Annotated in this window: 11 protein-coding genes; 1 reads left to right on the top strand and 10 read right to left on the bottom strand. The window is 70.0% G+C overall.

All coding sequences use genetic code 11. The features are described from left to right. Positions 1–182 (bottom strand): transposase (locus tag AC07VX_RS26265; RefSeq protein ID WP_493167735.1); only part of this gene is annotated, 182 nt, incomplete at its 3' end. 125 nt (positions 183–307) lie between these two features. Here AC07VX_RS26265 and AC07VX_RS26260 point away from each other — a divergent pair. Further along, positions 308–754: an ExbD/TolR family protein gene (locus AC07VX_RS26260; protein WP_495122031.1), complete on the top strand. Its 447-nt coding sequence runs from the start codon at positions 308–310 to the stop codon at positions 752–754. Positions 755–935: 181 nt separating this feature from the next. On the opposite strand, the gene AC07VX_RS26255 is transcribed toward AC07VX_RS26260, so the two are convergent. The 9 genes from AC07VX_RS26255 to AC07VX_RS26215 all read right to left on the bottom strand — a co-directional run bounded on the left by AC07VX_RS26255 (position 936) and on the right by AC07VX_RS26215 (position 11,127). Then, on the bottom strand, positions 936–2,252 hold the full coding sequence (locus tag AC07VX_RS26255) for an ABC transporter permease (RefSeq protein WP_493167737.1): 1,317 nt from the start codon (positions 2,250–2,252) through the stop codon (positions 936–938). A gap of 84 nt (positions 2,253–2,336) precedes the next feature. After that, positions 2,337–3,506 (bottom strand): ABC transporter permease, encoded by a 1,170-nt coding sequence (locus AC07VX_RS26250; protein WP_493167738.1) that lies wholly within the window; start codon positions 3,504–3,506, stop codon positions 2,337–2,339. Positions 3,507–3,516: 10 nt separating this feature from the next. Beyond that, complete coding sequence (locus AC07VX_RS26245; RefSeq protein ID WP_493167739.1) at positions 3,517–4,212, bottom strand: ABC transporter ATP-binding protein; 696 nt, start codon at positions 4,210–4,212, stop codon at positions 3,517–3,519. 4 nt (positions 4,213–4,216) lie between these two features. Then, entirely contained in the window at positions 4,217–5,470 is a 1,254-nt protein-coding gene (locus tag AC07VX_RS26240; protein ID WP_493167740.1) for an efflux RND transporter periplasmic adaptor subunit, read from the bottom strand. Between the two features lie 122 nt (positions 5,471–5,592). Next, entirely contained in the window at positions 5,593–6,105 is a 513-nt protein-coding gene (locus tag AC07VX_RS26235; protein ID WP_493167741.1) for a YfiR family protein, read from the bottom strand. Next, complete coding sequence (locus AC07VX_RS26230) at positions 6,102–8,105, bottom strand: TonB-dependent receptor plug domain-containing protein (RefSeq protein ID WP_493167742.1); 2,004 nt, start codon at positions 8,103–8,105, stop codon at positions 6,102–6,104. The genes AC07VX_RS26235 and AC07VX_RS26230 overlap by 4 nt, the downstream gene beginning before the upstream one ends. Next, entirely contained in the window at positions 8,050–9,354 is a 1,305-nt protein-coding gene (locus AC07VX_RS26225) for a diguanylate cyclase domain-containing protein (RefSeq protein ID WP_493167743.1), read from the bottom strand. Before AC07VX_RS26225 ends, AC07VX_RS26230 begins: the two co-directional genes overlap by 56 nt. Beyond that, positions 9,323–9,970 carry a response regulator gene (locus AC07VX_RS26220; RefSeq protein ID WP_493167744.1) on the bottom strand — a complete coding sequence of 216 codons (648 nt, stop codon included), beginning with the start codon at positions 9,968–9,970 and terminating at the stop codon, positions 9,323–9,325. The genes AC07VX_RS26225 and AC07VX_RS26220 overlap by 32 nt, the downstream gene beginning before the upstream one ends. Next, positions 9,967–11,127, bottom strand: coding sequence for a hybrid sensor histidine kinase/response regulator (locus AC07VX_RS26215; protein WP_493167745.1), 1,161 nt, complete (start codon positions 11,125–11,127; stop codon positions 9,967–9,969). The genes AC07VX_RS26220 and AC07VX_RS26215 overlap by 4 nt, the downstream gene beginning before the upstream one ends. Positions 11,128–11,147: the final 20 nt, after the last annotated feature.

Genomic DNA, 11,147 nt, shown 5'->3' with positions numbered 1-11,147 from the left:
ACCGGCTTCGTGCCCGCGCCCATCAACCGGCCGTCCTTGTCAGCCTTGAGCCAGTTGTGCAGCGTCTGCTCGGAGATCCCCAGGATCTTGGCCGTCGCCGCCGCACTCTGTCCGCCTTTGACCAGCCGCACTGCCTCGAGCTTGAACTCCAGCGTGTACCGCGCCCTCTTTGCCTTCGTCACTTCCGTTCTCCTTGCCTGAATTCAACCACTCAGCAAGGGATCCGGTTTTCGGGGGCAAGGTCAGATATCTGTTCCGACAGTAGAAGCAGACTTTGCGGTTGCACATCGGCACGCATGCTGAACTAATGAGGCAACTGAGGCGGCGGACGTCCCGACCACGGATTCCAAAGAGCCAATCTGGAATGGCTGGCATGTCGAATAGAACACAGTCCAAAGCATCGTTGCTATTGAGTACGTGGACGCTCATTTGCGTTCTTACCCTGAGCATGATCGCCAACGCCAAAGCCGGTGATACTGCCCAACCGCGTGATGTAACGCTTCTGGTGACTGACTCTGGCCAGTACGTCCTATTGGGCAAACCTGTTGCCTTCGCGGACTTGCGAGCGCGCCTCCACGAACTCAAGTCCAGTGGAGGGGCGGTAAACCTGCACGTAACGGGTGGACCAAGGGCCGAATACAAGGCCGTGGCGCAAGCGCTTCAGATTGCGCAGGAGGAGGGGCTCGTCAAGGTTGCCTTTGTGATGGAACCGCCTGCTATCCCTGACACCTCAGCCTCACCTTCCTCCAAGTAGAGCGTCGAGCCGCGACGCAACGAGGCCGCACCGGGCGCCGCCAGTCAGACTGAGGACCGCTTCCAGCCGGAACCCGACCTCCGTCCAGCAGTCGTCATCAACCACCCTTCATCTCGACAACGCAGCCCAGGAAGTTGCGGCCACTGAAGCAGCCGCCACCCTGGTTACGCCATCTGCGGAGTCAGGCTTCCCGCAGCGCCGTCGTCACCGGCAGCGACGCCGCCCTCACCGCCGGGAACAAGCCTCCGACGAAGCCGATGGCCAGCGCCCACTTGATGCCTTCCCACAGCAGGCCCGGCGACACGGCTAGGTTGAAGCTGAGCTTGCCGACAGAGCCCGCCGACATCGTCGACGCCTCGAAGCCGTTGAACAGCAACCATGCGACGAAGCCGCCGATGAGGCCGCCGATCAGCGCCAGCAGCGTGGTTTCCAGCATCACCGCCACCACCACCGGCAGGCCGCGGAAGCCGATGGCGCGTAGCGTCGCGATCTCGCGGGCCCGCGCCGCCACGGCGGCGAACATGGTGTTCAGCGCCCCGAAGACCGCGCCCACGGCCATGATGCTGCCGACCGTGATCCCGATGATGCGCAGGATCTTGGTCATCTGCTCCCCCTGCTTGGCGAAGAACGCCAGCGTCGTGCTGGCCTTGACCTTGAGCTGGGGGTTGGCCTCCAGCGCGTCGCCGAAGGCCTTGATGGCCGCCGGGCTCTCCAGCTTGACCGTCGCCGAGTTGCGCCCACTGCCGCGCTTGTAGGTGTCGTTGACGACGTTGGCGTCGGCCCAGAGTTCGGACTCCATCGAGTCGCCCGAGGCGAAGACGCCGACGATGGTCCAGGGCTGGTTGCCCAGCTTCAGCGTCGCACCGAGCTTGAGCCCGTCGAACTGCCGCACGGCGCCCTTGCCGACGATGATCTCGCGCAGGCCCGGCTGAAAGCTCCGGCCCTCGACGATCCTGGCATTGGGCCGAACGGCGAAGGCTGCCTCGCTGATGCCGCGCACCTGGGCGCTGCCCGTGTCGCCCGTCGGGCTGCCCCTGACGGGCAGGTTGGCGGCCACCACAGTCTCGGCCGAGATGATGGGCTCGCCCTTGGCGTTGCGGGCGATGCCCGGCGCCTGCTCGATCTGCACGATGTCCTCGCGGCTCAGCGAGGAGGACACCTCGTTGGCCGAGGCGCCGCGCATGACGATGGCGGTGTCTTCGCTGCCGGAGTTGCGCAGCGTCTGCGCGTAGCCTTCCGCCATGGCCAGCAGGGCCACCAGCACGCCCACCACGCCGGCAATGCCGACGACGATGACGGCCGACGAGCCCAGGCGCTGCGCCAGCGTGCTGATGCCCACCGAGGCGACGGAGCGCGTCTGCATACCCGAGCGGAACAGGAACAGCCAGGCCGCCAGCAGCAGGGCCGCGGCAAGCGCACCCTGCCAGGGCAGCATGACCCAGCCGGCGAGCAGCAGGACCGTGAGCAGCACGAGTCCAAGGTTCTTGAGGAATTTCATGTCAGGCCTCCTGCCGAGCCGCCCCAAGGGAGGCCTGCGCCCCCCACGGGGGGCAGTGAACGAAGTGAACGTGGGGGCTTCATGTCATGCCCTTCCTGCGAGCGCATCGGTGATGTTCACGCGCATGGCGCGCAGCGCCGGCAGTGCGCCCACCAGCAGACCGAACAGCAGGGCCAGTCCCACGCCGATCAGCCAGCTCGTCAGGCCCGCCGCCGGCAGGTTCAAGGCCCCGCCGCTGCCGGCAGACACCGCCGGCCCGATGACGCTGGCCAGCACCAGCCCGATGGCGCCGCCGATCAGCAGCAGCAGCACCGACTCGGCCAGCACCATGGCCAGCACGCTCTCGCCCGAGAAGCCCAGCGTCTTCAGCACCGCGATCTCGCCGGTGCGTTCCCGCACCGCCTGCATCATGGTGTTGCCGGCCAGCAGCAGCAGCGTGAAGAACACGGCGCCCATGATGGAGGTGACGATGAGGTTGATGTCGGCCAGCTGCCGCATCCAGGCCGACATGGCGGCCTGCTCGGTCAGCGTGCGGGTTTCATGGTCGGAGTTGGCGGAGATCTCGTCGATGGCCTTGAGCACGCGGTCGGCCTGGTTGACGTCCTTCACCCGCGTCACATACCAGCCGGCCTGGCCCTGGTTCCAGGGCGTGGTGTCGTCGAAATACTTCCAGTTCAACAGGAACATCTGGTCGTACCAGGCGCCGCTCTTCTTGTCGGCGACGTGGATGACGCCGACGATCTTGAACGGCCAGTTCTGGCTGCCGTTGCGGTCCGGGAAGATGGTGGACTGCATGGGCACCTGGTCGCCCACCTTCCAGCCGAACTTCTTCGCCAGGCCCTCGCCGACAAGGGCGCCATCCTTGGTCTCGGCAAAGGCCTTGCGGTGCTCGGCCGAGACTTCCATCTCGGGGTAGACGTCCAGGTAGTTGGGCGAGACGGCAAAGCTGAAGACCTGGTTCTCGGGCTTCTGGTAGGCGCCGCCGAACCAGTTGGCGAAGGCCACGTCCTTGACGCCGTCGATCTGGCTGATGCGGCCCTGCAGCGACATCGGCAGCAGCTGGATGAAGCTGAGCTTGGCGCCAGTCTGCAGGCGCTGGGCGCCGTTGGCGCTCTTGCCCGCCTGGTCGAAGCCGACGCGCACCGCGTCCAGAAGACCGAACAGCAGGAAGGCCGTGATGATGGACACCAGGGTCAGGAAGGTCCTGCCCTTGCGCCTGAACAGCGCTGCCCAGATGAGGTGGAGGTATTTCATGGCGCTCCCCTCAGGCCGCGGTGGCCTCGGCTTCGCTCACCAGCGTGCCCTTGTCCAGATGCAGGATGCGGCTGGCGCGGGCGGCGGCGCGCGGGTCGTGGGTCACCATGACGATGGTCTTGCCATGCTCGCGGTTGAGCGCCTGAAGCAGCGTCAGCACGTCCTCGGCGCTCTGTCGGTCCAGGTCACCGGTGGGTTCGTCGCAGACCAGCAGCGTGGGGTCGCTCACGATGGCCCGCGCGATGGACACGCGCTGCTGCTGGCCGCCCGACAGCTCGGTGGGCTTGTGCGAGGCGCGGTCGGCCAGGCCGACGAGCTGCAGCGCGATGGCCGCACGCTTCCTGCGCTCGCCGGCCGAGAGCTTGGTCAGCAGTAGCGGCAGCTCGACATTCTTTTGCGCCGACAGCGTGGGCATCAGGTTGTAGAACTGGAACACGAAGCCCACCCGCGAGGCGCGCCACTTGGCCAGGGCCGCGCCCGAGAGCTTGTCGATGCGCTCGCCACCGACGTTGATGGAGCCGCCGGTGGGTGCGTCCAGCCCGCCCATGAGGTTCAGCAGCGTCGTCTTGCCGGAGCCCGACGGGCCCATCAGCGCGAGGAAGTCGCCCTGGGCCACGTCGAGGTTGATGCTGTGCAGCACCTCCACCTTCTGCTTGCCGCGGGTGTAGACCTTGGACAGGTCACGGATCTCGATCAGTGCGCTCATCTCTTCAGTCCTTCTTGACGATGTTGGAACCCTGCTTCAGCTCGGCCGGCGGCGACACGACCACCGTCTCGCCCGCCGTCACGCCGGCCGTGGCCAGCTTGAACTTGCCCACGTCGGCGCCCAGTTGCACCGCGCGCTGCTCGACGTGGCCGTCCTGCGCGACGAAGACGACCTGCGCGCCGTCCCGCTGCGCCACAGCGTCCGGCGGCAGCAGCACGCCGGCCACCGGCTTGGCTTCGGCCTTGGGCTTGGCCGCCAGGAAGCTCACGCGCACGCCCATGTCGGGCACGACGCGGTCGTCCTTCTTCTCCAGCGCCACGCGCACCTTGACGGTCGCCTTGCCGCGGTCGGCGCTGGGGATCACGGCCACGACGTGGGCGGGGATCTTCCAGTCCGGGTAGGCGTCCAGCACGGCCTCGCAGGGCATGTCGGCCTTGACCTGGGCGATGTAGGCCTCGTTGACGTCGACGTTCACCTCCAGCGAGTCCATGTCGACGATGGTGCCCACGCCGGTGCGCGTGAAGCCGCCACCGGCAGACAGCGGCGAGATGATCTCGCCCACCTGGGCCGCGCGCGCCGTGACGACGCCATCGAAGGGCGCGCGCACGGTGGCGTAGTCGAAGTTCACCTTCGCCTGCCGGGCTCCGGCCTGGGCGGCCTCGACCTGGCGCTGCGCCGCCTCCAGCTGGGCGCTGACCGTCTTGACGGCCGTGGCCGACTGCTCGCGGGACTGGCGCGTCGTCATGCCGCTGGCGTTCAGCTCGGCCTGGCGGCGCTCGTCGGCCTGGGCCTGGGCGAGCTGGGCGCGCAGCTGGCCCATGTTGGCCTCGGCCGTGCGGATCTGCGCCTCGGCGGCGGCCAGGCCGGCCCGCAGGCCGGTATCGTCCAGCCGCGCCAGTACCTGGCCCTTCTTCACCTTGAAGCCCTCGTCGATGAGCACCTCGGTCAGCGTGCCGGTGATCTGGGCCGATACGGTGGCCATGCGGCGCGCCGTCACATAGCCAGTGGCCTGCAGAACGGCGTCGGCTGCAGCGCCCTGGCCGTTGGCGCGCACGGTGGCGGTCTGCACGGCCAGCGGCTTGCTGCCCGCCAGCCACCACCAGGCCCCGCCGCCCGCCAGAGCCAGCACGGTGGCCCCCGCCGCCACGCCCCAGACCCACTTCGGCGTCCCGCCGTCATGGTCCTCGCGCTGCGCGCCTTCGATGCGCAGCTCCTTCAGCAATCCGGTATCGATGACACGCTCCCCGAAAGTTGTCACCTGAGGGTGAATCGGGGCGGATTGTGCACAGACAACGCTGCCAGTCGACAGGGCTTTCGATGAACGGCGGCCGGCGCTGGCGAATCGACAGCCGGCGCGGACGAACGGAGGCGCGCGCGGGCCTAACGCACTTCGCGCGCCAGCTTCAGCACCGGCGCCGCCAGGCTCAGGCCGCGCCTCTTGGACTCGCCATGGTTGACGGCGAAGGCCATGCCCTGGGGTTCGCTGATCAGCGCGATGCAGACGCCGGCGCGCAGGGCCTCGGGGCTGGTCGCGACGACCAGCACGGCCGCGTCGCCGACGGCGGCGATCCACTGGCGCAGCGTTGCAGCGTCCGGGTGGCCCAGCAGCAGCACCTGGCAGTCGCGGGCGGCGTCGCGCGGCTCGCTGAGGGCCCGCACCCTGAGCTGGGCGCCGCCGACCGGGCGGCTGCCCAACGCCCGCACCGCGTCCAGCCCGGTGGGCCGCAGGCCGGCCGCGCACAGCGACAGCGTCTGGCCGTCGGCCAGCGGCGCCGGCCACTGGGTGTACTGGGCCAGGCGCAGCACGAAGGCGGCGCGCAGCCGGTCCTCGTCCAGGCTCTCGGCCCGGCACAGGCCGGTGGCCGCGGCCAGCAGCAAAAGCCAGAGCCTCACTGCGCGTCTCCGCGCCAGGTCAGCCCCGCCTGCCAGCGCGTGCCCTGGCGCTGCATGGGCGAGGTGTAGCCGGTGGCGCTGGACTCGGCATAGGCGCGCGCACCGACGTTGTCGGCACCGACGAAGAGCTCCCAGCGCCGGCTCGGCTGCCACAACAGGTGGGCACGGTGCTGGGCATAGCCGGGCAGGCGCTCGTCGCCCACACGCTCGGTCGTCGCCCAGCCGCTGAGGGACAGGCGCAGTGCGGTGTCGGCGATGGGCATCTGCAGCGCCCACTTCAGCGTGCGGTCGGGGCTGTAGGCCTGGCGTCCGCCGTCGGCCGTGCGGTCGCGCTGGCCCATCAGGCTGAGCTGTAGCTGCCAGCCCTCGCCCCAATGGCCGTTCAGGCCCAGCTCGACGCCACGCGATTGCGCGGCCGGGGTGTTGACATAGGGCTCGCCGCTGCCACGCTCGATGAAGTTGACGAGGTGGCTGGTGAACAGCGAGGCCTGCCAGCTCCAGGCCACGGCGGCGCCCGGCAGCGGCCCCTGCCAGGCCAGCTCCATCGTGCGCAGGCGCTCCGGCCGCAGCGGCGCGGCACCGCCGCTGGCGTTGTAGGCCTGCTCGAAACGGTTGGGCGCGCGGAAGGCCGTGCCCCACATCAGCTTCAGGCTCTGGCCGGGCTCGGGCGACCAGACCCAGGCGGCGCGTGGGTTCCAGCTGGCGTCGCCACCGTGCACGCCGTCCTGGCGCAGGCCCAGCACGAGGCGCTGGCGCTCGGCGAGCCGCCATTCGTCCTGCAGATAGAAGCCCAGACGCCGCGAGACGTAGTCCTTGTCGTGCGCGGGCTCGCCGAGGTACACGAAGCGAAAACGCTGCACGCTGTCATGCTGCCAGTCGAGGCCGAAGCTGGTGGTGTGGCTGTCGCCCCCTTCGCCGCCCCAGCCCCGCGCCACGCGCAGCTCGCCCAGCCACCAGCGGCCCAGCGCCTCGAAGCGGCTGGTGCGCAGCTCGGGTCCGGTGTCGTCTGCCTGCTCGGAGCGATAGCGCGACTGCTGCCAGGCCAAGCCCAGGTGCAGGTCCCAGTCGCCGGCGCGCCCCTCCCAGCCGGCCTGGGCGAAGTTCTCGCGCATCGAGTTGACGCTGCCGGTGATGTCTTCCGACTTGGGCAGGAAGCTGTAGGTGCCGCGGTCGCGCTGCACGCCGCCCAGGCGCAGCGACAGGCCGCCGTCGCGCCCGCCCAGCAGCCAGCGGCGCGCACGGTCCCACTCCAGCGGCTGCAGCTGCGCGTGGTACTTCTCGGGCTCGCCGAAGGACAGCGGCGGGTGCGGCTCCTCGTCGCTGCTGAAGGCGGCCAGCCACTCGGCCCCGCTGTCCAGGCGGCGGGCATAGCTCAGCCGCGTGCTGACCTGGCCGCGCGGCGCGAACACGACCTGGGCCTGCGGGCCGGCCAAGGTGTCAGCACGCTGGGTGACGATGTTGACGACGCCCAGCAGCGCGTTGCCGCCGTACAGCGCCGAGCCCGGCCCGGGCGTGAACTCCACGCGCTCGATGAGGCTGACGTCGACGAAGAACTCGCGGTTGATGGGGCCGGCGTCGTAGAGGTTGTCGTTCAGGCGCAGGCCGTCGAGCAGGAAGAGCACGCGGCCGTTGAAGTCGCCAGGCGCCACGCCGCGCACGGCGATGCGGGTGAACTCGCCGTCCTCGCGCACCTCCAGCCCCGGCATGCGGCGCAGCACGTCGCCCAGGTTGCGCAGGCCCAGGCGAGCGATGTCCTGCCGGCTGACGACGTGGGTGACGGCGGGCGCCAGGTCGGCGCTCTGGGCCTGGCGCGAGGCGGTGCTGACCGACACGTCGGCGGCCGCGCCACGGCGCTCGGTGCGCAGCAGGTCTTCGAGGCTGGGAATGTCGGGCGGTGCGGTCTGGGCCAGGGCGGTGCCGCCCAGCAGCAGCCCGGCGCAGAGCTCAAGAGCCCGCCGAATGCTCGCTGACCGCCCTGCGATAGGTGTTCTTGCCGGCATGCTTGGCAGCGTACATGGCGGCGTCGGCGGCGTGCAGCAGGGACTGCGGGTCGGTTGCGTCATCAGGCACGAAAGCCAAGCCCACGGTGGCGCCGACGGGCTGGATCTCGCCCTGGATGACCAGGGGCTCGCGCACGCTGTCGATGAGCCGGCCGGCCAGATGCTCGACGGCTTCGGGCTCGGCCACATCTGCCACCAGCAGCGCGAACTCGTCGCCACCAAGGCGGAACAGCGTGTCGCTGGCACGCAGCACGCTGCTCATGCGCCGGCTGACCTCGGTGAGCACGGCGTCGCCCGCGGCGTGGCCGAGGCGGTCGTTCACGCCCTTGAAGTTGTCCAGGTCGATGAACAGCAGGGCCAGGCGCTGCCCGCCCGCGTGCTGGGGGTGGTGCAGGTCGACGAACAGGCGCTCCAGCGTCAGCTCGAAGGCCAAGCGGTTGGGCAGGCCGGTCAGCGTATCGCGGTGGGCTAGCTGCTGCATGGCCTGGCCGCTCTCGCGCTCCTGGGCGAGCTGCTGGTTCATGTCCTCGTGCCAGACCTCGATGCGCCTGAGCATGCCGTTGAAGCGCTCGGCGAGGCGCCCGACCTCGTCCTGCTCGCGTACCGGCGCGCGCAGGCTGTAGTCCTGGCTGCTGGCCACGCGCTCGGCCAGGCGCGACAGCGCGATCAGCGGCGCCAGGGCCCGGCGCTGCGTCCAGCGCAGCAGCAGGCTGGCGCCCAGCAGGGCCAGGCCCAGCACCAGCGCCGCGCCGGCGGCCAGGCGCAGCAAAGTCTCGTTCAGCGCGTCGAAGGATTCAGCCCAGGCCAGGCTGCCGATGCGCTCGCCCTGCAGCTGAACGGGCACGACCAGCCGCAGGCCGCGCCAGCCGACCTGCCGCGGCGCGTCGGACCAGGGCGCCGACGCGGCCGCGTCGGGCCAGTGCGCAAAGCCCTCGCCCCCTGGCTGGCGCACGACCAGGCTCCGCAGGCCCTCGCGGCGGCTGAAGGCGACGAGGGCGTCGCGCGTGGCCTGGCGGTCGTGGAAGGCCAGGGCCGGCGCGAGGTTCTCGGCGAGCAGCTGGGCGGACTGCTCGGCCGCCTTCAGCTGCGCCTCGCGCAGGCTGTGATGCACCCAGGCGGCCAGGGCCAGCGAACTCAGCAGCAGCGCCGCGCCCATGACGGCGACGCTGAGCCGCGTAAGCCGCCGGACCAGCGAGGGCCGGCGCGGCGCGCGGCCGTCAGCTGGCGACGAGTCCGTTGCGGATGGCATAGACCGTCAACTCGGAGTTGTTGGTCAGCCCGAGCTTCTCCAGCATGCGGGCGCGGTAGACGCTGACGGTCTTGGGGCTGAGCATCAGCTCCTCGGCGATGTCGGACAGGCGCTTGCCCGAGGCGATCATCACCAGGGTCTGCAGCTCGCGGTCGGAGAGCTTGTGATGGGCCTGCTCGGTGACGGGCGCGGTCAGGCTCTCGACCAGCATCTGCGCGATCTCGGGCGTCACGTACTTGCGGCCCTGGGCCACCGTGCGCACCGCCTGCACCAGCGTGGCCGGGTCGCCGCCCTTGTTGACATAGCCGTAGGCACCGGCGCGCAGCGCGCGGATGGCGTACTGGTCCTCGGGGTACATGGAGACGATCAGCGTGCGCACCGGATTGCCCTCTTCCTTGAGCACGTGCAGCACGTCCAGGCCCGAGCGGCCCGGCATGTTGATGTCCAGCACGAGGACGTCGCAGGGGTTGTCACGGCCCAGGGTGTGCAGCAGGCCGCGCAGCTCGGTGTAGTCGCCGGCCTCGCCGACGACTTCGATGTCCTGGGCATCGGCCAGCGTGTCGCGGATGCCGCGGCGGATCAGGCCGTGGTCGTCGCAGAGGATGACGCGGATCATGCGCGGCCCCAGATCGAGTTGCCGTCGTGATCCTTGCCGAAGTCGGTCGCGTCGTCCAGCGCGTCGATGGCGTCCTGAGCCAGCGGCACGGTGAGGATGAGGCTGGTGCCGCCGCCCGGCGGGCTGGACAGGTCCACCCAGCCGCCCACCGTCGCGGCGCGCTCGTGCAGGCCGCGGATGCCGAAGGAGCGCTCCTTGGCCAGGTCGCCCGGCCCCATGCCGCGGCCGTTGTCGCGGATCTCCAGCGTCAGCACGCCGGAGTCCAGGCTGAGGTCGACGTCGACGCGCGTCGCGAGGGCATGCTTGGAGACATTGGTTAGCGCCTCCTGCGCCGTGCGGTAGGCCACCAGCGGCACGCCCGGCGGCAGCGCCAGGCGCTCGTCGCCCAGGCGCAGCCCGGCCTCGATGCCGGTGCGACGCTCGAAGCGCGCCGTCATCCACTGCAGTGCAGCCACCAGGCCCTGCTCCAGGATGGCCGGCCGCAGGTTGTGCATGATGCGCTGGCTGGCGTCGATGGCCGAGTTGACCGTCTCCAGCGCCGCGGCGACGCGCTGGCGCACCTCGGGCTCCTGGGCGTGGCGGTCGATCCAGGCGAGGTCGAACTTGATCGCCGTGAGCGACCCGCCGACGTCATCGTGGATCTCGCGCGCGATGGCCGCCCGCTCCAGCTCGACGCTGGTCTGCAGGTGCCCGGCGAGTTCATGCAGGCGCTGCTTGGACTTGACGAGCTCATGGTCGGCCGCGCGGCGGGCACGCTCGTTCTCGGCCGCGTCGATGGCATGCAGCAGGGCCGGCGCGAGGCGGTTCAGGTTGTTCTTCAGCAGGTAGTCCGACGCGCCGTTGCGCATCGCCGCGACGGCCGTGTCCTCGCCGATCTCGCCGGAAACGAGGATGAAGGGCACGGTCAGCTGCCGGACCTTCAGCGCCTCCAGCACCTCCAGGCCCGAATAGCCCGGCAGGTTGTAGTCCGAGACGATGGCATCCCAGGGCCGCTCCAGCGCCGCCAGCACGGCAGGCAGCGCGTCCAGCCTCTCCAGCGCCACCTTCAGCCCGGCGCGGGCCAACTGGGCGGCAATGAGTTGATGGTCGAGTTCGGAGTCCTCGACATGCAGCACGCGCAGGACCCGCGAGGCCCGCTCCAGACCAGAAATCGTCATGGGGGCGCAGTATGCCGCCG

This window comes from Roseateles sp. GW821-FHT03B02 (assembly GCF_059421025.1).
Note: the sequence above shows the minus strand (reverse complement) of the source record. Positions and strands in the feature narration are given on the sequence as shown.

Coding starts and splice junctions, on each gene's coding strand:
- AC07VX_RS26245 (WP_493167739.1), bottom strand. CDS start 4,212: ATGAGCGCACTGATCGAGATCCGTGACCTGTCCAAGGTCTACACCCGC.
- AC07VX_RS26225 (WP_493167743.1), bottom strand. CDS start 9,354: ATGCCATCCGCAACGGACTCGTCGCCAGCTGACGGCCGCGCGCCGCGC.
- AC07VX_RS26220 (WP_493167744.1), bottom strand. CDS start 9,970: ATGATCCGCGTCATCCTCTGCGACGACCACGGCCTGATCCGCCGCGGC.
- AC07VX_RS26260 (WP_495122031.1), top strand. CDS start 308: ATGAGGCAACTGAGGCGGCGGACGTCCCGACCACGGATTCCAAAGAGC.
- AC07VX_RS26255 (WP_493167737.1), bottom strand. CDS start 2,252: ATGAAATTCCTCAAGAACCTTGGACTCGTGCTGCTCACGGTCCTGCTG.
- AC07VX_RS26250 (WP_493167738.1), bottom strand. CDS start 3,506: ATGAAATACCTCCACCTCATCTGGGCAGCGCTGTTCAGGCGCAAGGGC.
- AC07VX_RS26215 (WP_493167745.1), bottom strand. CDS start 11,127: ATGACGATTTCTGGTCTGGAGCGGGCCTCGCGGGTCCTGCGCGTGCTG.
- AC07VX_RS26230 (WP_493167742.1), bottom strand. CDS start 8,105: ATGCCGGCAAGAACACCTATCGCAGGGCGGTCAGCGAGCATTCGGCGG.